Below are 19490 nucleotides of genomic sequence, written 5' to 3'. Positions count from 1 at the left end.
TCGCATATGGGAAATTTTTTGAAAAAGTCGGGAACAATAGATGCCGAGGAAGGTTCGCATCCGCTTTCCACACCCATAACAGCCCTGCTGGCAGGCAGTTACGCGCTGACATATGTGCGGCTGCTTGCTACGCTTGCGGCATGAACAGCAACAACCTTAATCGCAAAACTGGCGAAAACGAGGCCATGACCACGCTTGTGCAAGGGCTGGCCGCGGCCGGGCGGACGGCGCAGCGTAAACTCGCCCGCATGGCTGACCGCGAAAAAACCGATGCATTACAAAGCGCTGCCAGTGAATTGCGCGGATCGAAGGACGAAATCCTGGCAGCCAATGCCCTCGATATTACCGCTGGCGCCGAAGCTGGCCTGTCGGCTGCCCTGATCGACCGGCTGGCCCTGGATGCAGGCCGGATCGATGCGCTGGCTGCCGCAGTGGACCAGGTGGCAGGCTTGCCAGACCCGGTGGGGCAGCGAATCGACCGCAATCAGCGCCCCAACGGGCTGGTTCTGGACCGTGTCAGGGTGCCGATCGGCCTGCTCGGCATAATTTATGAAAGCCGGCCCAACGTCACTGCGGATGCGGCGGCCCTGTGCGTGCGGGCGGGCAATGCCGTGCTGCTGCGCGGCGGTACGGATGCGCTGCATTCCAACCGCGCCATTCATGCAGCCATGATCCGCGGCCTCACATCTGCCGGCGTGCCCGCAGATGCCGTGCAATTGATGCCCACGCAGGACCGCGATGCCGTGGGCGCGATGCTGGCGGCAGCCGGCCTGATCGACATGATCATTCCGCGCGGCGGCAAAAGCCTGGTTGCGCGCGTTCAGGCGGATGCGCGCGTGCCCGTCCTCGCCCATCTCGACGGGATCTGCCACACCTATATCCACCACGGCGCGGACCCGGAAATGGCGCGCACTATTGCAGTGAATGCCAAAATGCGCCGCACCGGCATTTGCGGCGCACTGGAAACACTGTTGATCGATGCTGCATATCCTGATGCGTCCGCCTTGCTGGGCACTATGCTGGATAGCGGCTGCGAAGTGCGCGGTGATGCCCGGGCGCAGGCAATTGACCGGCGCATCATCGCTGCCACCGGGCAGGACTGGGGTACAGAATATCTCGATTCTATAGTGTCTGTTGCCATGGTGGACGGGGTGGAAGCGGCCATGGCCCACATTGCGGCGCATGGTTCGCATCATACAGACACCATCGTCACAGCGGATGACGCAGTGGCCGAGGAATTTCTGGCCGAGGTCGATTCGGCAATCGTGATGGTCAACGCATCGTCGCAATTTGCCGATGGCGGGGAATTCGGGCTGGGCGCGGAAATCGGCATTGCCACAGGGCGGCTGCACGCCCGTGGTCCCGTCGCACTGGAAGGGCTGACTACCTATAAATGGCTGGTGCGGGGGAACGGGCAGGTCCGCCCCTGATTGGGCCTGATAAGGGAGCATTACAGATCATGCGCTACAACCAACTGGGAAATACCGGCCTGTTCGTGTCCGAGCTGTGCCTTGGCACTATGACCTTCGGCGGCGAGGGTATGTGGACCGCCATTGGCGCGCTGGATCAGGAAAAATCCAACGAGCTTGTAAAAGGCGCGCTGGATGCGGAAGTTAATTTTCTCGACACGGCCAATGTCTATTCCAATGGCCTGTCGGAAAAGATTACCGGCCAGGCGCTGAAAGACCTGGGCATTGCCCGCAGCGATGTGGTCATTGCGACCAAGGCTTTGGGGCCTATGGGCGATGGCATCAATGATCGCGGTGCGTCGCGCTATCACCTGATGAACCAGATCGATGCCAGCCTTGAGCGGCTGCAGCTTGACCATGTTGATCTTTACCAGATTCACGGCTGGGACCCTGTTACCCCCATGGAAGAAACGCTGCGCGCGCTGGATGATATCGTCCGTTCGGGCCGGGTGCGCTATATTGGCGTTTCCAATTGGGCCGCGTGGCAGATCGCCAAATCGCTTGGCCTGTCGGAAAAGCGCGGTTTTGAAAAATTCGCGTCGCTGCAGGCCTATTATTCCATCGCTGGCCGCGATCTGGAACGCGATGTGGTGCCCATGCTGGAAAGCGAAGGGCTGGGGCTGATGGTGTGGAGCCCGCTGGCCGGCGGTTTCCTCAGCGGCAAATACACCCGCGATGGCGAGGCTGAAGGGCGGCGGACCAATTTCGATTTTCCCCCGGTGAACAAGGACAAGGCGTATGATGCGGTGGATGTCATGCGCGAAATTGCCGATGCCAAGGGCGCAACCGTGCCGCAAATCGCCCTTGCATGGCTGCTTGCCAAACCTGCCGTCAGCACTGTGATTATCGGGGCGAAAAAACCGGAGCAGCTGGACGATAATCTTGGCGCTGTGGGCGTCAAACTGGATGCAGACGAGATGGCGAAGCTGGACGCATCATGCAAGCCGCGCGCTGAATACCCCGGCTGGATGATCGAACGGCAGAGCGAATATCGCAAAGGGGTAAAGGCCGGTCAGGCACCGGCCAAGTGAGCAGCATTACCCCGAATGCCGAACAATAGATGGGTGGCAGCATTCCTGGAGGGCGCAAACGAATCGGTCTGCTGGGCGGCAGTTTCAACCCTGCCCATGGTGGCCACCGCCGCATCAGCCTGTTCGCGATAAAGGCGCTGGGCCTTGATGAAGTGTGGTGGATGGTATCGCCCGGCAACCCGTTAAAACCGAAAAAAGGGATGGCAAATCTGGCTGCCCGCGTCCGGTCCGCGATGGCGCAGGCGCGCCGCGCGCCGATCAGGGTTACCGCGATAGAACGTGATTTGGGGACGCGTTACACGGTTGATACGCTGAAAATGCTGGCACTGCGTTATCCCAAGGTGGAATTTGTCTGGCTGATGGGGTCGGACAATCTGGCCCAGTTTCACCTCTGGCAAAACTGGCGGGAAATAGGTCGGACGATGCCGATTGCGGTTATCGCCCGGCCCGGCTATGATGGCCATGCTGTTGCAAGCCCCGCAATGGCCTGGTTCAGGCGTTATCGAATGCCTGCTGCCAGATTCAGACAGAGGGGCGAATGGAGCGCACCGGCACTGGTGACTTTGCGTTTCGATCCTGATTCCCGTTCGGCCACGGCTATTCGCCGTGTTGATCCGGATTGGGCATCGCGCATGTCATCCATTCCACCGCGTGACCAGATTACCCATCGCCCCATCGTGATGCGACCAGACAGTCAGATGGAAACAACTGCACCATGATGTGCGTTGTAACCCTCATGGCTTACGCATGCACATTCAGGAGAAATGACTTCGCCTATGACTCAGGCGCACACAGAAAACGCTTCGTCGGCCAACACGCCGATGGTTGAAGACGCACTCGACCCGGCTTCGGCCCCGGCCCCGGTTCCCGGCTCGCTCCACGCTTTGGTGATGGAACAGCTGGAGGAGGATCAGGCGCAGGATATCGTCTCGATCCCGCTTGAGGGTAAGTCGAGCATCGCCGATTTCATGGTCATTGCTTCGGGCCGTTCAACCCGGCAGGTGGCTTCCATTGCCCAGAAACTGGCGGAAATCGTCAAGAAGGCGGGCCATGGCCCGGTCCGGCTTGAAGGTTTGCCAGCCGCTGACTGGGTGTTGCTGGATGCAGGTGACGTCGTGGTTCACCTGTTCCGCCCGGAAGTCCGCAGTTTCTATAACCTGGAACGCATGTGGGCCTTTGGTGATGCACCGCCGGTTTCCGGCACAGCCTGATCCCCCCCTTTCCCCGGCCTGATGGGCCGGGGGAAACGCACCTATGCTGCTTCATGTCATCGCCCGCGGTAAAATTGCCCGCTCGCCAGAGGCAGAACTGGTCGCGCGCTATGAAAAGCGGCTGACCTGGCCTGTAAAACTGACCGAACTGCCTGAAACAGGCGGCCGTATCCCCGATCCCCAAACGCCGTGCCGCACTGTCCTGATGGATGAGCGCGGGCGCAATCTGTCGTCCGGGGAATTTGCCGCCATTCTTGGCGAATGGCGTGACAGCGGGATCCGCGAAGCCCGCTTTGTACTGGGCGCGGCAGATGGCCATTCAGCACAGGACCGTCAGGAAGCCGATCTGCTGGTCGCATTCGGCAATGCCACCTGGCCGCATCTGCTGGCCCGCGCCATGTTAATGGAACAACTCTACCGCGCGACGACCATCGTTGCAGGCCATCCCTATCATCGCGCCAATTAATCGGGCAAAGTGACGCCACGATGTCGCGTTCTGTCTCTCTTGTCGCTGTTCTGGCGCTTCTTGCCACAAGTGCGATCGCCCAGCAGGGTGCCCAGCAGTCAGCTCAAGAAATTGGCCAGTTCGACACGCCTGCCCAGACCCGCGCTGCCCTGAAAAGCGCCCATGCACAGGCCGCCGATGCCGAAATGCGCAGCAAACGGCTGGAGATGCAGGCCCGGCGGGCCACGCGCTCGGCAGATAAAACCGCCCGTGAGGCGGCTGCTCTGGCAGCGCGCATTCAGCAGGCGGAAGCCGGCATCGCTGCCGCAGAAGCACAGATTTCGCTGATTGACGGACAGCGTGCCGCGCTCGACAACCGGCTGGCGCAAAAGCGTGAACCGCTGATCCGGCTGACTGCATCCTTGCAGAAAATGGCGCGCCGGCCGCTGGCCCTGTCTGCGCTTCGCCCCGGTTCACTGCAGGACACAGTCTATCTGCGCGCGATGCTGGGGGCGACCCTGCCGCAGGTGCGCGCCAGAACCGCCGGGCTGCGCGCTGAAATTGAGCGTGCACGCCGGCTGGAACAGGGGGCCCGCGCTGCGCTTGCGGCGATGCAGAAAAACGAAAGCGTTCTGGCCGGCAGGAAGCAAAGCCTCGCCGCGCTGGAAACGAAGCAGCGCATCGCGTCACGCCGCGCCAGCGGTAATGCCAACCGCGAGGTGGAACGCGCACTGGCGCTGGCAGAAGAAGCCCGCGATCTTGATTCGCTGGCCCGCACGCTGGATGCGGCGGGTGCCTTGCGCAAGCAACTGGCCGCATTGCCTGGCCCCATCATGCGCCCTGACCGGCCGCAAGCCTCGGAGGTGATGGCCGCGACCCAGCCTGTCAATGCGCCGCCAACCACGGCGCCGCGCCAGTTTCAGCTACCCGTCAACGGTCGCACGGTGGCCGGGTTCGGCGCGCCGGGAGACGGGGGGATTGCCAGTAACGGCATTTCGCTGGCTTCGCGCAGCGGCGCGCAAGTGGTTTCGCCCGCCGCGGGACGCGTGGTCTTTGCAGGTGCCTACAAAGGCTATGGCCGGATCGTGATCATCGAACATCCCGGCGGCTGGACCAGCCTTGTGACGGGCCTTGCCCGCAACGATGTCGAAGTGGGCGAGGGCGTAGTGGGCGGCAGCCCGCTGGGCGTTGCAGGCGCAGGCAGGCCCATCATCACGCTGGAACTGCGCCGCAATGGCGAACCTGTGAACCCGGTCGACTATCTGCGTTAGCGGTGGTTTATTCCGCGCAAGCCTGCGTTTTAAGCCTATCGGGAAAATCTTTAGGCAAGCGATGCCAATCCTCATCTGGCGTTAAGCCCGTGTGCGCGATAGAATGTCTGATAATGAAAGGCCGAACTGCATGAATTTCGCCGCCCGATCACGTTCCCTGATCCGCTCTGCCGCGCTTGTCACGGCAGTGGCGCTTATTCCTGCCACCACTGCCGGGCTTGCCCAGGTAGACGGGCGTGCAGGGCCGGAATTTGCCAAATTATTCGCCACCTATCAGCGGATCAAGGCCAGCTATGTTGAGCCGGTTGACGATGACAAGCTGATTCGCGGGGCGATTGACGGGATGCTGGCGTCGCTTGACCCCCATTCCGCCTATTTGGACGGGGCCGATCTGCAGCGCCTCGAAACCATGATTGACGGCAATTATTCGGGCCTTGGCCTGTCGGTCATCATGGAAGATGGCGCGGTAAAGGTCATTTCGCCATTTCGTGGCAGCCCGGCCGATCAATCCGGGATCAAGGCGGGCGACTATATCACCCATCTTGATGGCAAGCTGATTTATGGCGGCGATCTTGATGATGCTGTCAGCCAGATGCGCGGACCGGCTGGCACGGCCATCCGCCTGACCATTTTCCGCACGGGCCGCGAAGAACCGTTTGATGTGTCCGTCACGCGCGGCGTGATCGAGCTTGAACCTGTCACCTACAAGCTGGAAGCAGGCAATGTGGGTGTCATCACCGTCAATGAATTTTCGCGCGATGTCGGCGCTGACGTGTTGGCGGCATGGGAATCCATTCGCAAGGAAGCCAACGGCCGCATAGGCGGGCTGGTGCTGGACCTGCGCTCCAACCCCGGTGGATCGCTCGACGAAGCAGTCGCCTTGTCAGACCTGTTCCTGGACAAGGGGCGAATTGTGTCGCAGCGGGGCCGCGCCAAGGGCGAGACGGTGCTGTATGATGCCGAATCGATGTTCCGCGGTGAAATCGCGGCGGATGTCCCGCTTATTGTCCTTATCGATGCAGGCTCTGCTTCGGCGTCTGAAATTGTGGCCGGCGCACTGCAGGACCATCGCCGCGCAGTGATCATGGGCCAGCGCAGCTTCGGCAAGGGCAGCGTCCAGACGCTGCTGCCGGTAACGCGGGACAGCGCGCTCAAACTGACCACGGCGCGCTATTATACGCCGTCTGGCCATTCAGTGCAGGAAGGCGGCATCAAGCCTGACATTGCCGTGCCGCAATTGTCCGATCCCGATCTTGAAAAACGGGCCCGTTTCCAGCTGCGCGAATCGGATTTGCGCGGCCATCTGGTAAATGAACTGGCTTTGCAGGACGAAGCGCTGGAAACTGACAAGCGTGATGACCCGCGCTTCAAGCAGACTTCGGCTGAACTGAAGGAAAAGGGCATCGAGGATTTCCAGCTCCATTATGCGCTGGAAACATTGCGCCGCACTTCGCCCAAACTCGCGGCGCGTAAATAGGGCGGTAGCGGAAGCGACGATGATCGACACAATTTGGGCCCGTCTGGCGCAGCGGCTGGCGCTGGGGATACCGGCGCTGCTGCTGGGCGGGGCGTATATTTCGGAATTCGTATTCGGCCTTTACCCGTGCGAAATGTGCTGGTGGCAGCGCTATGCCCATTTCATCGCGCTGGCGCTGGCGCTGATGTCGGCCCTGCCCGGGGCCAAGCGATTGTGGGTGGCGTTGTCCGGCTTTGCCATCATCGCTGCCGGCATCATCGGCGGGTTTCATGCCGGTGTTGAATATGGCTGGTGGGAAGGCGTGACGGCCTGCACCACCGCCGCAACTGAGGGTGGCGGCAGCGCGCTCGACAATATCATGAATGCACCACTCATCCGGTGTGACGTGGCGCCGTGGACACTGGCCGGCATATCGCTGGCCGGGTTCAACTTCCTCATTTCCACCACGGCCGGCATTGCCATTTTGTGGCTGCTTTCGAAAAGGAAACGCGCATGAAGCCTGATACGACACGCATGATCCGGGTGGACCAGGCGGGCGAATTTGGCGCCACGCGCATATATGCCGGGCAGCTGGCCGTGATGGGTGACCGCGCACCGCATTCGGCGGAAATTACCGCAATGGCCGAACAGGAAGCAGGTCACCGCGCGAAATTTGACGCGCTGATGGCGCGGCGCGGTGTGCGCCCGACCATTCTGCATCCGATCTGGTCAACGGCGGGTTATGCGCTGGGCGCGGCGACAGCGCTGATCGGGCCTGAGGCAGCGATGGCGTGTACGGCTGCTGTCGAAGAAGAAATCGACCGCCATTATTCGCAGCAACTGGACGAACTGGAAGAATCAGGTTCCGACCCGGAACTGGCCGCCATGATTGCGGAATTCCGCGAGGATGAGCGCGAACATCGTGAAACAGCACTTGCCGCCGGCGCAGAAAAGGCGCCAGCCTACCCATTGCTCAGCGGGGCAATCCGCCTTGGCTGCCGCGTAGCCATCAAGCTGGCAGAACGGGTATAGGAGTGGAGGCAGCGGGCGCGCGCTGCGCCCTGCTGCTTCATTGCCGCTTCATTGCCTGTTCAGCGCATTTGAGCCCTTATGGGCGTGACAGATTTGAACAACCGAAAGCCCATGCTCATGAAACGCATCATCACATCCGCCATGTTTGCCAGTTTGATGGGGCTTGCCGCTGTGCCTTTGTCCGCGCCAGTTGCCGCGCAGGATGATGCCGGTGACAAGGTCAACATGGTCATCGTCTATGGCAATGATGCCTGCCCCGCCTCCACCGATGACGTGATCAACGTGTGCGCCCGCAAGGGGGAGCAGGAACGTTACCGCATCCCTGAAAACCTGCGGTTCAGCGATGACCCGGCCAATACGGCATGGGCCGAGCGGGTGGAAAGTTTCGAGATGGTCGGCGCATTTGGCACCATGTCCTGTTCGCCAGCCGGGCTGGGCGGCTTTACCGGCTGCACCCAGCAGATGATCAAGGCTGCTTACGGCGAAAAGGGCGAAGCGCAGAGCATCCGCTTCGGCCAGCTGATCGAAGCGGCCCGCGCAGAACGCCTGTCCACCATTGACGAGGAAGCCGCTGAAACGCAGGCGCGCGTGGAAGTGCTGGAACGCGCCTATATGGAAAAGCTGGAGCGCGAGCGGGCCGGGCTGACCCCTGACGAGGCACCACTGCCTGCGGTTGGGAATAGCGCCGAACCGGACGGGCAGACAGGGCCTGAAGATGATACTGCGCCCAATTGACGCACACGGTGTTTTAACCCCGGCGCGGTAAAGCGCGAGGCATGAACGCTCCGCTTAAAATTCTGACCATTTTCGGCACCCGGCCGGAAGCCATCAAGATGTTCCCGCTGGTCCATGCGCTGGAGGCGGATGAACGATTTTGTTCGCGGGTCTGTGTCACCGGCCAACATCGCGGTATGCTGGATCAGGTGCTGGAGATTGCCGGAATCGTGCCGCATCATGATCTTGATCTGATGCAGCCAGACCAGACGCTGGACGGCCTGACCGCCAGCCTGCTGACCGCAATCGGCACGGTGCTGGACGAGGAACAGCCAGACTGGGTGGTTGTGCAGGGCGATACGGCCACGGCCATGTCTGGCGCATTGGCGGCATATTACAGGAAAATTCCCGTGGCCCATGTCGAAGCGGGTCTGCGCAGCGGCAATATCCATCATCCCTGGCCGGAAGAAGTGAACCGCAAGATCATCGGCAGTATGGCAGGGCTGCATTTTGCCCCGACCAAAACAGCGCAAGCAGCGCTTTTGCGTGAGAATGTGGCGCCTGAAACCGTCCATGTGACGGGTAATACAGTGATCGATGCACTCCACTGGATCACAGCGCGGATTGATCGGCAGCCCGGCCTGGCAGCCAATCTGGCACCGCTGGAAAAACGCTTTGCCGGAAAACGGATCATCGGCGTCACCAGCCACCGGCGGGAAAATTTCGGCGACGGGATGGAAAACATCGCCGAAGCGATCAGGCAACTTGCCGCACGCGGGGATGTGGCGATGATTTTTCCGGTCCATTTGAATCCCAATGTGCGCCAGGTGATGAACCAGGAACTGGGCGGGTTGGAGAATGTCGCCCTGATCGAGCCGCTGGATTATCCGCATTTTGCGCGGCTTATTGCCATCAGCACGCTGATGCTGACCGATAGCGGCGGCGTGCAGGAAGAAGCGCCCGCGCTAGGCAAACCGGTGCTGGTCATGCGCGAAACCACTGAGCGCCCTGAAGGGGTAGAGGCAGGGACGGCGCTGCTGGTCGGCACGGATGCAACGCGTATCGCGGCGCAGGCCAACCGCCTGCTCGATGACGCCAGCGCCTATGCCGCCATGGCACGAGCGCATAATCCGTTTGGTGATGGCCGCACTTCTGCCCGCATATTGGATCTGCTGGCGCGTTAGGCTCACTTATACTGGCAGTACTATCATTACCGGTATCTTTACCCTTGTCCGTCTAGACTGGCCGCTGATTTGCAAATGGCGGGATAGTAATGCGCGGCGATAGTAAACCGGAAGTGTGTGTGATCGGGCTGGGCTATATCGGCCTACCAACAGCGGCGATCATTGCGCGAGCAAATTGCCCTGTTACGGGCATCGACGTGTCGCAGCACGTGGTCGACACGATCAATCGCGGTGAAATTCACATCGAGGAAGTCGACCTCGACGGGCTGGTTCATGGCGTGGTCCAACGCAGAATGCTGAAAGCATCGACGCAGATCGTGCCAGCCGATGTGTTCGTGATTGCCGTGCCGACCCCGTTTGAAAAAGACGGGCACCACACGCCCGACACCTCCTATGTCATGGCCGCGGCAACCGAAGTGGCCGGCGTACTGAAAAAGGGCGATGCGATCATCCTTGAATCGACATCGCCGGTCGGCACCACAGAGGCGATGCGCGATCTCATCCATGGCTTGCGCCCGGATCTCAAGATGCCGGGCCTCACAAGTGACATCGCCGATGTGTCCATTTCCTACTGCCCCGAACGCGTGCTGCCGGGCAAAATCCTTGAGGAACTGACCCATAATGACCGGTCAATCGGCGGGATCACGCCGCGCTGTGCCCGCAAGGCACTGGCGTTTTACAAACGTTTCGTGCGCGGCACCTGTGTCACTACCGATGCGCGCTCCGCTGAAATGACCAAGCTGGTCGAAAACGCCTACCGTGATGTGAACATCGCCTTTGCCAATGAATTGTCGATGATTTCGGACAGCATGGGCCTTGATGTGTGGGAAGTGATCAAGCTGGCGAACCGCCATCCGCGGGTCAATATCCTCCAGCCCGGCCCCGGCGTTGGCGGGCATTGTATTGCAGTGGACCCCTATTTCATCATCCACGGCGCGCCCGACCATTCACCGCTTATCCGCACAGGCCGGCAGGTGAATGATGCCAAGATGCACCATGTCATTGCCCAGGCAAAATCACTGGTGGCGGATAATCCGGGGGTCAAGGTCGCTTGTCTGGGCCTTGCCTTCAAAGCCAATATTGATGATTTCCGCGAAAGCCCGGCGCGTTTTGTCGCGGCATCGCTGGCGCGCGAATTTGGCGCGCGGGTGCAGGTTGTGGAACCTTATGCTGGCGAATTGCCGCGCGAATTTGACGGCACGGGTGCTGCGCTCATAGATCTGGATACCGCGCTGGAAAATTGCGGCATTCTGATTGTGCTGGTGGACCATGACGTATTCCGCGTGGTGCCCGCAGAAGAACGCAGCCATGCACTGGTGTACGATACGCGCGGTATCTGGCCTGATGCGAAGATCACGCCTGCTGGGGCAAGCCTGCGGCTGGCGAGCTAGCCCCCGCGCCGAAGATGTGATCAGACGCCGTAATATTCGCGGTACCACGCGACGAACTGGCTGATCCCTTCTTTGACGCCTGTTTGCGGGATGTAGCCGGTCAGTTCCTTCAGCAAGGTGGCATCGGCCCAGGTTGCCGGCACATCGCCCAATTGCATATCCATGTAATTGCGCTTGGCCTCGCGTCCGCATTCCTGCTCGATTGCATCGATGAAATCCGTCAGCTTGACCTTGTCACTGTTGCCGATGTTGACCACGCGGAACGGCGCAACCGGGGACAGGCTGTCATATTCGGCAATATCTTCTGCCGACGCCGGACGTTCCGGCACCGCGTCGATCAGCAGACGGATACCGCGCACAAGATCGGTTACATAGGTAAAATCGCGGTACATCTCGCCATGATTATACACGTCTATCGGCGTGCCTTCGAGAATGCCCTTGGTGAATTTGAACAGCGCCATATCCGGTCTGCCCCACGGGCCATACACCGTGAAGAAGCGGAACATGGTGGTCGGCAGGTTCCACAGATGGGCATAGCTGTGGCCCATCGATTCGTTGGCTTTCTTGGTCGCCGCATACAGCGTCAGTTGCGTGTCACATTTTTCGCGTTCGTGAAACGGCATTACTTCGTTTGCGCCATAGGCTGAACTGGTGGATGCCATCAGCAAATGGTCCATGCCCAGTTCACGCGCGCATTCCATTACGTTGAAAGTGCCGATGATATTGGCTTCAATATAAGCGCGCGGATTTTCGAGGCTGTAACGAACGCCGGCTTGTGCCGCCAGATGGACGATAACGTCCGGCTTTTCGGCCAACATCAGATCGCGCAGCGTGTCGAAATCTTCCAGCATGCCGATATGGGCGCTGAAATGTTCATTCTGCAGCAGCATCTGGTGCCGCCGTTCCTTGATACGAACATCGTAATAGTCGGTCATGCCATCATAGCCGACCACCGCGAAGCCTTCCTTCAGCAGTAATTGTGCCAGATGAAACCCGATGAAGCCGGCAGTGCCGGTAATGAGAACCTTGCGCATATCGGTTCCTAAAGCGTCCAGTCCGCATGGCCGCCCAATGCGCCCTTCAGATCAGCCACGATACCGTCTGCTGTCGTCAACGCGCGGAACCGGTCATGGCCCATATCCAGATATTCACGGTGCGGTACTGCCAGCAGGACCAGATCATACGTGCGATCCAGCGCGCCATCGTCCAGCGTCAGCCCGTATTCGTGCTGCGCTTCTGCAGCATCGGCATGGGGGTCATGGACGGTGATATCATGCCCCAGCGCCGCCAGGCTGGCGACCAGATCGGCCACCTTGCTGTTGCGCAGATCGGGCACATCTTCCTTGAAGGTAAGGCCCAGCACCAATACTGATCCGGCTCTGCCACTGCATGCTTCATGCAATCGCTGCGCCACCCAGCCGGCCATCCCGTCATTCACGCCGCGGCCTGCCAGAATGACCTTGGGATCGTGGCCAAGTTCTTCGGCGCGGTGCGACAGGTAATAGGGGTCAACCCCGATGCAATGACCGCCCACAAGCCCGGGCGAAAATGGCAGAAAATTCCACTTAGTCCGCGCCGCTTCCAGCACATCCCAAGTTGAAAGGCCCATCTTGCCGAAAATCTGCGCGATTTCGTTCATGAAGGCGATGTTGATGTCGCGCTGGGCATTTTCGATCACTTTGGCCGCTTCTGCGGCGCGGATTGATGCAGCCCGAAAAACGCCGCCGCTGGTAATGGCGCTGTAAAGATCGGCAACCTTGTCCAGCACCTCGGGCGTCTGGCCTGAAACGACCTTGGTAATCTTGTCGATTGTATGTTCACGGTCGCCCGGGTTGATGCGTTCCGGGCTGTATCCCAGAAAGAAATCCTTGCCGCATGTGAGGCCGGAAACTTCTTCCAGTATCGGGGCGCAGATTTCCTCGGTCACACCGGGATATACCGTGCTTTCATAAATCACGATCGGCGTGCGGCCATCTGCCACAGCGCGCGCGACCATTTCCCCCACCGTCCGCGACGCTGACCGCACAATGGCCAGATCCGGCCGGTTCGCCTCGTCAATCGGCGTTGGCACAGTGACGATGTAAAAATCGGACGGCGGGCATTGTGCCGGGTCGCAAGTGAGCGACAAGGTAGATGCCAGCATCCGGTCCCGGTCAATTTCGCCAGTGCGGTCGTGGCCTTCCGACAGTTCCGATATCCGCGCGGCATTAACGTCCAGACCTGTCGTGGCAAACTGTTTTGCAAGGGCGACTGCCAACGGCAATCCCACATAGCCAAGACCGATAACAGTCACGGCGCTTGATGTATTAATCATGGGTTCGACGAAACCTTAATTCTCGATATGGTTAGGCCATCTGCGGCACAATTAGCGGGCCCATAAAGGGGCATTGGGACACAAGCAACTGTTTGGCTGGCCAAGGAGATTGAGCCCTGTTTCAAAACGCGGGCCTGGCAGACCGTTCCCAGCCAGCCTTGGCCGATGCCCGGTATCTGCCGGAGTAATCTTTGTTGCCAATAATTTGGATCGGTGGCACTCGCGCCCGCACACTATCCATTTCTTTATGTGTTTTGCAGGTTTTTGATGTCACCCAAGCTCGCTGGCAATATGCCGCTAAGTGGCCGTTTCTGGCTGGTCGTTTGCTATCTGACGATTGTGTTCCTGCTTGGCGGTAGTGCTCGCGATGACATCGCAACGCTGGTGATACTGAGGCCACTGGCCATTGCTGCCATCGCCTACGCGCTGGTGGTCATAACCACAGACAATATCCGCCAGTTCCCGGTGCAGTTGGGTCTGTTCTTGGTTCTCATCCTACTGGTTACACTGCATCTATTGCCACTACCGCCATCGGTTTGGCAAAGTTTGCCCCACCGCGAACTCATCTTCCAGATTGACGTTGCTGCCGGGATTGACCCCCAATGGCGGCCGCTTTCGATTGCACCAGAAAGGACCTGGAACGCATTTTACGCATTACTGGTGCCCTTGTCGGTGATGCTGCTTGTCTGCTCGCTGAAGCGCGAAGAGCGCTTTATCATGCTTCCCGTCATCATTTGTCTTGGCGCTTTATCAGGTATTCTGGGCCTCGCGCAAATTGGCGGGGGGCCGCAAAGTCCGCTCTATTATTATCGGATATCGAATACTGATTCCGCGATTGGCTTTCTCGCTAATCGCAATCATCAGGGTGTCTTCCTGGCAACGTTATTTCCCATGCTCGCAGTTTATGCCTCGCTTGAAGATCGCGGTGGAACCAGCAGGAAATTGAGAACGATTGCTTCGCTCGCAATGGCCGTAATCCTGATTCCGTTGATCCTGGTTACAGGTTCACGCGCCGGTCTTGTTTTCGGAGCAATCGGACTTTTGTCCATCCCGTTTCTGTATCGCGCACCCCGTTCCGAGACTGTCAAAAGACGTTCGGCAGACAATAGAGTATCCTTGATATTGATTGTCGCGGCCGCAGCGAGCGCGCTTTTGCTCGTTCTGGCGGGCCTCATCTTCTCTCGTGCAGAAGCGCTTGAACGCCTGCTGGGAGGTGTAGACGCAGACTTCCGCTGGGAAATTTGGCAGCCCAGCATGCAAATAGCGATGCAGTATTTTCCGACTGGCTCGGGCATTGGTACCTTTGTGGAGGCATTTCAGCGGGATGAGCCGGTAGCTACGCTCGCGCCTACCTATGTGAACCATGCGCATAATGATTGGCTGGAGTTACTGCTTACAGGCGGCATACCGTCTGTCATTCTCGCAGCCATCGCCGCTTGGGTATGGCTGCACACATCTGTACGGGTGTGGGTGAGCAAAATCGATTCCCGCGAAATCAGTTACGCCCGTATGGCCAGCGTAATCCTGGTGATACTTGCAGGATCCAGTTTTGTTGACTATCCGCTGCGAACGCCCCTTCTGGGTTGCGTGCTTGCCATTGTGACATTGTGGATGAGGCCAGCGAGCCTTTTTCGGACAACTCGGCAATCTTTTGCAAAAAGCGGAAATACTGTTAGTAAATCGTGAGTTAATACGAGCGGCGCCTTTGGCATTCGGCCCGGTTTCTGAAACGAAAGTGATATTTGATGCGCATCGGTATGTTGGTGGCGATTTGCTGCATGTTCTTGTCCGCGTGCGGTGGACAAACGCACTACGGCCCTGTGCAGACCGCCAGTGGCCCCAGTTCTGATATTCAGATTTTGGCGGCCGATACTTTGCCGGCACCTTCGGCGCGCGATCGCTCGGTTCAGTTCCGGCCATACCGCATCGGGCCGTTCGACCGTCTTGCAATCGACGTTTTCGGCGTGGATGAGCTGGCCAGAAAGGAATATCGCACCGACGCAGGCGGGCGAGTTTCCTTTCCCTTGGCAGGGGTGATCGAAGCTGGCGGACTGACGCCAGCAGAACTGGAAAACGAAATAGCCCAGCGTTTACGCGGCAGGTATATCCGTGATCCACAAGTTACGGTGAACCTTGTTGAGACTGTCAGCCAGGTCGTCACGGTTGATGGGCAAGTGCGGCAGCCTGGTCTCTACCCTGTGGTCGGGCGCATGACGCTGATGCAGGCGGTTGCAACAGCCAAGGGGCTGGAGGAATTCGCGAAACAGGATGAAGTTGTTGTCTTCCGCACGGTGGATGGCCAACGCATGGCAGCCATCTACAATCTGCGCGCTATTCGCAGTGCGACCTATGAAGACCCTGAAATTTACGCGAATGACATTGTCGTGGTGGGCGAATCGACCCAGCGTCGGCTCATTCGCGATGCGATTGGCCTTACTCCAGCACTGCTTTCGCCGCTCGTAATTCTATTAACCCGCTGATAAAGCATCTGGCGATCCCATTGGAACGGTTGCAATGAACGATACTACGCTGCCTCTGGCACAAGACCAGAATCTTGACCCTTATCAGGGCGCTGAGGGTACAGATATTCAGCACGCAGATGCGCCAATACTTCTGCAGTATTGGCAGACGCTCATCCGCTGGAAATGGGTAGTTCTGGGCATCATGGTCGCCTGTCTGGCAGCCGGGACGATCATAACACTGCTGTCCACTCCGCAATACACAGCGACGACGCGTATCGAAATCAATCGCGAGCAGCAGAATGTGACCAAGGTTGAAGGCATTGAATCGCCGCAATCAACCCAGGATGACGAATTTTACCAAACGCAATATTCCAATCTTCAGGCGCGTTCGCTGGCCCAGCGCGTTGCTCGGCAACTTCGGCTGGCTAACAATGACGCGTTTTTTGCGGCGCATGGGGCAGAAGCCCCTGGAGGCTTGATAAGCGGCGGGACGGCGACTGCCGGCAATGCGCGTGAAGAACAGTTGCGTGAGGCAGTCGATCTGCTGCTGGATCATGTCACCATTACGCCGATTTCGCGCTCCCGGCTGGTTGATATCAGCTATTCCAGTGCCTCGCCCGACATCTCCGCGATGATTGCTGATGCCTGGGCAGCGCAATTTGTTGCCACAACGATTGACCGCCGTTTTGAGTCCACTGCGGACGCACGGAAGTTTCTCGAGCAGCGCCTTGCTGAATTAGGGACTCGTCTGGAAGATTCCGAGCGCGCGGCAGTGGCCTATGCGGCCAACAAGAACATCGTCGCGCTGGGTCAAAGCGAAAGCGCTGATGGTAAGACGATTGTCGAGCGTACACTTGTTTCAAGCGATCTCGAGGCGTTGAATTCCGCTTTGTCCGAAGCGACAACTGAACGAATTGCTGCCGAAAGCCGCGCGGCGACACGCGGGCCTACTTCCGAAAGCTCGACGAACCCTGCGATTTCCAATTTGCGTCAGCAACGCGCGTTGGCTGCTGCCGAATATGCTGAGCTGATGGTCCAGTTCGAACCCGGTTATCCTCGCGCCAAGGCCCTTCAGGAGCAGATCCAGTCGCTGGATGGAGCTATCGCCAGGGAAGAGGGACGTGTTTCCTCATCACGCTCCTCTGCGTATCGTGAAGCAGCGGCGCGTGAAAATGATCTGCGCGGCCGCGTTGACGCGCTTAAATCACAGTTGTCTGACCAGCGCCGCAACCAAATTCAGTATAATATTTTCCAGCGTGAAGCCGACACCAACCGGCAGCTGTATGACAGCCTGCTGCAACGATATAAGGAAATTGGCGTTGCCGGTGTCGCGCTGAGCAACATTGCAGTTGTCGATCAGGCGCAAGTTCCCAACAAGCCGTCTTCGCCCAATCTTCTGCTTAACATCGCGCTTGCATTTGTCGCAGGTATCGGGCTCTCCTTCCTCGCACTTATCGCGCTGGAGCAGGTCGATGAGGGTCTCCACGATCCGTCGTCGGTTGGTCGTCTGCTCAATCTGCCACTGCTCGGCTCTGTGCCGATGGCGGATGACGATGAAGATGCAACAGAGGCACTGAAAGATTCGAAGTCTCATTTGTCGGAGGCGTATTTCAGTGTGCAGTCGAACTTGTCATTTGCCACAGCGCACGGGTTCCCCCGTTCGCTCATGACAACAAGTTCACGTCCCGCTGAGGGCAAGACAACTTCCAGTGTCGCTCTTGCCGCCGCACTTGGACGCACCGGCAAAAGCGTCCTGCTGATCGATGCGGATATGCGGTCACCCTCGTGTCACGAATATTTCGGTCTCACGAACGATGCCGGACTGAGCAATATGCTCACGGGCAACAAGACCCTCCAGGAGGTTACCAAGGATACAGGCTTGCGCGGGCTTCATGTAATGTCCGCCGGCCCAACGCCGCCAAGCGCCGGGGAACTGCTAAGTGGCAATCGATTCCGCGCGATCATTGAAGAAGCGCTTGGACATTATGACCACGTGTTGGTTGATAGCCCGCCGTTGCTCGGCCTCGCAGACGCTCCGCTGATTTCGCGTGCGGTCGAAGGTGCAGTATTTGTCGTGGAAGCTGATGGCGTTGCGGTCCGTGGGCTCAGGTCCTCACTGGCTCGCTTGCGCCAGGCCCATGGTCATATCTTCGGTGCAATTCTGACCAAAATCGACAGCCGTCGGGCCAGCTATGGTTACGGGTATGGTTACGGGTATGGCTATGGCTCGCAGCAGGACGACTAATCCCCGCCAGAAGGGGCCATGGAAACGGTTTGCTGCCCTTTCCTGGCAACAGCGCACCTTTTATGCCGCGATAATTGTCATTGGCGCGATGGTGGGGGTGCGCGCAGCCACTTTGCCCATGGTCACTGTGGCCAACCGAAGCAATCCGGTATTGGCTGACCGGCTGGGCAACGGTCACCAAGCCGCTTTGAAGCTGTTTATGATTGAAGGTGCGCAGGATCCAGAAGCGTTGCGCGATCCACGGGCGATCAAACTGGGGAGGGCCCGTCTTTCGGAAAACCCCCTTGATGCACCCGCTATGCGAATAATGGCTTTTCATTATAGCATGACCGGCGAGAAGCAGAAAGCTGCCTCGCTCGCAGCTTTGGCCGAAAAAATCACCCGTCGGGACAAACTCGCACAACTGCTGTTGGCGCAGAGTGCTGCCGAAAAGGGTGATGGCGCAGCAGCCATGCAGCATTTTGACATGGCGCTACGAACTACAGAGCGTGGCCGCGAACAGATTTTTGCGCTGTTGGCAAAAAATGGCGACAATCCCGATGTGTTTGCCGCGCTTTTGCCATTGGTTGATGACAAGTCGGCATGGATGGCCGACTATTTGCTCTATTCGGCACGTACTTTGCCAGCAGGACCGCAAAACGCAGCGAAACTGCTTTTGGCAGGCAATCGCGACACCAAGAAAGAGATTTTACAGTCAGTAGGCACCGACCTTCTGACCCTCCTTTCGATCCGCGGAGATTATGATCTTATGCTTCGCCTGTATTCAAGAATGAACGCAGGGGCAAAATCGATCGCCGACGACCCGAAAATCACCAAACAGACCATTGCGGCATCTGCGGGCCCATTGGGCTGGACAGCAGTCAACGATGTTTCGGTTGGCGGGGCGCTTGGTGCTGACAAGAGCGGCAAATTGATCGCCAGCGCCTATGCCACGCGCAATGCTGGCGGCGTTGCGCTGCGCCGCTTCCTGGCGTTACCCTCTGGCACTTACAGGTTGAGCGAGCGCCGCCGTTCGTTGGTCGAGAGCGAGGGGGCAAAAGCATATTGGACGATAAAATGCCCGTCCCTGAGCGGAGCGCCTGTTATCTGGACTAGCTTCAGAAATGATGTCGAATACAGGGTTGCGGACGCTGCGGGTCCAACCATCTCCGCTAATTGCCCGGTACAGGAACTCGAATTGAACCTTGTGGGGGGCAGCGGCATGTCAGGTATGGAAATCGTGATAGAAACGTTCGACCTGGCCCGATGACGCAGCGCAAATTGCG

Annotated in this window: 19 protein-coding genes; 17 read left to right on the top strand and 2 right to left on the bottom strand. The window is 58.8% G+C overall.

Annotation, left to right across the window (positions count from 1 at the left end; translation table 11 throughout):
- The first annotated feature begins 18 nt into the window (after positions 1–18).
- The 13 genes from GRI44_RS14080 (at position 19) to wecC (ending at position 11204) form a co-directional block, all read left to right on the top strand.
- Positions 19–144: a hypothetical protein gene (locus GRI44_RS14080; RefSeq protein ID WP_269800999.1), complete on the top strand. Its 126-nt coding sequence runs from the start codon at positions 19–21 to the stop codon at positions 142–144.
- Positions 141–1430 carry a glutamate-5-semialdehyde dehydrogenase gene (locus tag GRI44_RS10510; RefSeq protein WP_160601744.1) on the top strand — a complete coding sequence of 430 codons (1290 nt, stop codon included), beginning with the start codon at positions 141–143 and terminating at the stop codon, positions 1428–1430. The genes GRI44_RS14080 and GRI44_RS10510 overlap by 4 nt, the downstream gene beginning before the upstream one ends.
- Before the next feature lie 29 nt (positions 1431–1459).
- Positions 1460–2500: an aldo/keto reductase gene (locus tag GRI44_RS10505; RefSeq protein WP_160601743.1), complete on the top strand. Its 1041-nt coding sequence runs from the start codon at positions 1460–1462 to the stop codon at positions 2498–2500.
- Between the two features lie 29 nt (positions 2501–2529).
- On the top strand, positions 2530–3219 hold the full coding sequence (locus tag GRI44_RS10500; protein ID WP_160601742.1) for a nicotinate-nucleotide adenylyltransferase: 690 nt from the start codon (positions 2530–2532) through the stop codon (positions 3217–3219).
- A gap of 102 nt (positions 3220–3321) precedes the next feature.
- On the top strand, positions 3322–3711 hold the full coding sequence (gene rsfS, locus GRI44_RS10495) for a ribosome silencing factor (RefSeq protein WP_160602341.1): 390 nt from the start codon (positions 3322–3324) through the stop codon (positions 3709–3711).
- Positions 3712–3754: 43 nt separating this feature from the next.
- A complete protein-coding gene (locus tag GRI44_RS10490) occupies positions 3755–4177 on the top strand; it encodes a 23S rRNA (pseudouridine(1915)-N(3))-methyltransferase RlmH (protein WP_160601741.1) in 423 nt (140 codons plus the stop codon).
- Between the two features lie 20 nt (positions 4178–4197).
- Complete coding sequence (locus GRI44_RS10485) at positions 4198–5427, top strand: murein hydrolase activator EnvC family protein (RefSeq protein ID WP_160601740.1); 1230 nt, start codon at positions 4198–4200, stop codon at positions 5425–5427.
- Positions 5428–5557: 130 nt separating this feature from the next.
- A complete protein-coding gene (locus tag GRI44_RS10480; RefSeq protein WP_160601739.1) occupies positions 5558–6904 on the top strand; it encodes a S41 family peptidase in 1347 nt (448 codons plus the stop codon).
- Between the two features lie 19 nt (positions 6905–6923).
- The gene (locus GRI44_RS10475) at positions 6924–7400 is read left to right on the top strand and encodes a disulfide bond formation protein B (protein ID WP_160601738.1); all 477 of its coding nucleotides are present in this window, start codon (positions 6924–6926) and stop codon (positions 7398–7400) included.
- The gene (locus GRI44_RS10470; protein WP_160601737.1) at positions 7397–7915 is read left to right on the top strand and encodes a demethoxyubiquinone hydroxylase family protein; all 519 of its coding nucleotides are present in this window, start codon (positions 7397–7399) and stop codon (positions 7913–7915) included. Before GRI44_RS10475 ends, GRI44_RS10470 begins: the two co-directional genes overlap by 4 nt.
- 111 nt (positions 7916–8026) lie before the next feature.
- On the top strand, positions 8027–8650 hold the full coding sequence (locus GRI44_RS10465) for a hypothetical protein (RefSeq protein WP_332872404.1): 624 nt from the start codon (positions 8027–8029) through the stop codon (positions 8648–8650).
- Positions 8651–8691: 41 nt separating this feature from the next.
- A complete protein-coding gene (wecB, locus tag GRI44_RS10460; protein WP_160601736.1) occupies positions 8692–9813 on the top strand; it encodes a non-hydrolyzing UDP-N-acetylglucosamine 2-epimerase in 1122 nt (373 codons plus the stop codon).
- Positions 9814–9902: 89 nt separating this feature from the next.
- Complete coding sequence (gene wecC, locus GRI44_RS10455; protein WP_160601735.1) at positions 9903–11204, top strand: UDP-N-acetyl-D-mannosamine dehydrogenase; 1302 nt, start codon at positions 9903–9905, stop codon at positions 11202–11204.
- A 20-nt stretch (positions 11205–11224) separates the two neighbouring features.
- Here wecC and GRI44_RS10450 read toward each other — a convergent pair whose 3' ends face one another.
- The gene (locus GRI44_RS10450) at positions 11225–12238 is read right to left on the bottom strand and encodes an NAD-dependent epimerase/dehydratase family protein (RefSeq protein ID WP_160601734.1); all 1014 of its coding nucleotides are present in this window, start codon (positions 12236–12238) and stop codon (positions 11225–11227) included.
- Between the two features lie 8 nt (positions 12239–12246).
- On the bottom strand, positions 12247–13518 hold the full coding sequence (locus GRI44_RS10445; RefSeq protein WP_160601733.1) for a nucleotide sugar dehydrogenase: 1272 nt from the start codon (positions 13516–13518) through the stop codon (positions 12247–12249).
- Positions 13519–13731: 213 nt separating this feature from the next.
- On the opposite strand from GRI44_RS10445, the gene GRI44_RS14145 reads away from it, so the two are divergent.
- The 4 genes from GRI44_RS14145 (at position 13732) to GRI44_RS10425 (ending at position 19474) form a co-directional block, all read left to right on the top strand.
- Positions 13732–15204, top strand: coding sequence for an O-antigen ligase family protein (locus tag GRI44_RS14145; RefSeq protein ID WP_160601732.1), 1473 nt, complete (start codon positions 13732–13734; stop codon positions 15202–15204).
- A 134-nt stretch (positions 15205–15338) separates the two neighbouring features.
- Positions 15339–15998 carry a polysaccharide biosynthesis/export family protein gene (locus tag GRI44_RS10435; protein WP_332872403.1) on the top strand — a complete coding sequence of 220 codons (660 nt, stop codon included), beginning with the start codon at positions 15339–15341 and terminating at the stop codon, positions 15996–15998.
- Positions 15999–16032: 34 nt separating this feature from the next.
- Positions 16033–18225, top strand: a complete 2193-nt coding sequence (locus GRI44_RS10430; protein WP_160601730.1) for a GumC family protein — start codon at positions 16033–16035, stop codon at positions 18223–18225.
- Complete coding sequence (locus GRI44_RS10425; protein WP_160601729.1) at positions 18197–19474, top strand: tetratricopeptide repeat protein; 1278 nt, start codon at positions 18197–18199, stop codon at positions 19472–19474. The genes GRI44_RS10430 and GRI44_RS10425 overlap by 29 nt, the downstream gene beginning before the upstream one ends.
- The last annotated feature ends 16 nt before the right edge of the window (positions 19475–19490 follow it).

The sequence above is a fragment of the Allopontixanthobacter confluentis genome (assembly GCF_009827615.1).
GTDB lineage: Bacteria > Pseudomonadota > Alphaproteobacteria > Sphingomonadales > Sphingomonadaceae > Allopontixanthobacter > Allopontixanthobacter confluentis.
The sequence above is the reverse complement of the archived record's forward strand: the minus strand, read 5'-3'. Positions and strand labels throughout refer to the sequence as shown.

Excerpts from the sequence above, each read along its gene's own strand:
- GRI44_RS10510 (WP_160601744.1), top strand. The coding sequence starts at position 141 with ATGAACAGCAACAACCTTAATCGCAAAACTGGCGAAAACGAGGCCATG.
- GRI44_RS10505 (WP_160601743.1), top strand. The coding sequence starts at position 1,460 with ATGCGCTACAACCAACTGGGAAATACCGGCCTGTTCGTGTCCGAGCTG.
- GRI44_RS10500 (WP_160601742.1), top strand. The coding sequence starts at position 2,530 with ATGGGTGGCAGCATTCCTGGAGGGCGCAAACGAATCGGTCTGCTGGGC.
- rsfS (WP_160602341.1), top strand. The coding sequence starts at position 3,322 with ATGGTTGAAGACGCACTCGACCCGGCTTCGGCCCCGGCCCCGGTTCCC.
- GRI44_RS10490 (WP_160601741.1), top strand. The coding sequence starts at position 3,755 with ATGCTGCTTCATGTCATCGCCCGCGGTAAAATTGCCCGCTCGCCAGAG.
- GRI44_RS10485 (WP_160601740.1), top strand. The coding sequence starts at position 4,198 with ATGTCGCGTTCTGTCTCTCTTGTCGCTGTTCTGGCGCTTCTTGCCACA.
- GRI44_RS10480 (WP_160601739.1), top strand. The coding sequence starts at position 5,558 with ATGAATTTCGCCGCCCGATCACGTTCCCTGATCCGCTCTGCCGCGCTT.
- GRI44_RS10475 (WP_160601738.1), top strand. The coding sequence starts at position 6,924 with ATGATCGACACAATTTGGGCCCGTCTGGCGCAGCGGCTGGCGCTGGGG.
- GRI44_RS10470 (WP_160601737.1), top strand. The coding sequence starts at position 7,397 with ATGAAGCCTGATACGACACGCATGATCCGGGTGGACCAGGCGGGCGAA.
- GRI44_RS10465 (WP_332872404.1), top strand. The coding sequence starts at position 8,027 with ATGCTCATGAAACGCATCATCACATCCGCCATGTTTGCCAGTTTGATG.
- wecB (WP_160601736.1), top strand. The coding sequence starts at position 8,692 with ATGAACGCTCCGCTTAAAATTCTGACCATTTTCGGCACCCGGCCGGAA.
- wecC (WP_160601735.1), top strand. The coding sequence starts at position 9,903 with ATGCGCGGCGATAGTAAACCGGAAGTGTGTGTGATCGGGCTGGGCTAT.
- GRI44_RS10450 (WP_160601734.1), bottom strand. The coding sequence starts at position 12,238 with ATGCGCAAGGTTCTCATTACCGGCACTGCCGGCTTCATCGGGTTTCAT.
- GRI44_RS10445 (WP_160601733.1), bottom strand. The coding sequence starts at position 13,518 with ATGATTAATACATCAAGCGCCGTGACTGTTATCGGTCTTGGCTATGTG.
- GRI44_RS10430 (WP_160601730.1), top strand. The coding sequence starts at position 16,033 with ATGAACGATACTACGCTGCCTCTGGCACAAGACCAGAATCTTGACCCT.
- GRI44_RS10425 (WP_160601729.1), top strand. The coding sequence starts at position 18,197 with ATGGCTATGGCTCGCAGCAGGACGACTAATCCCCGCCAGAAGGGGCCA.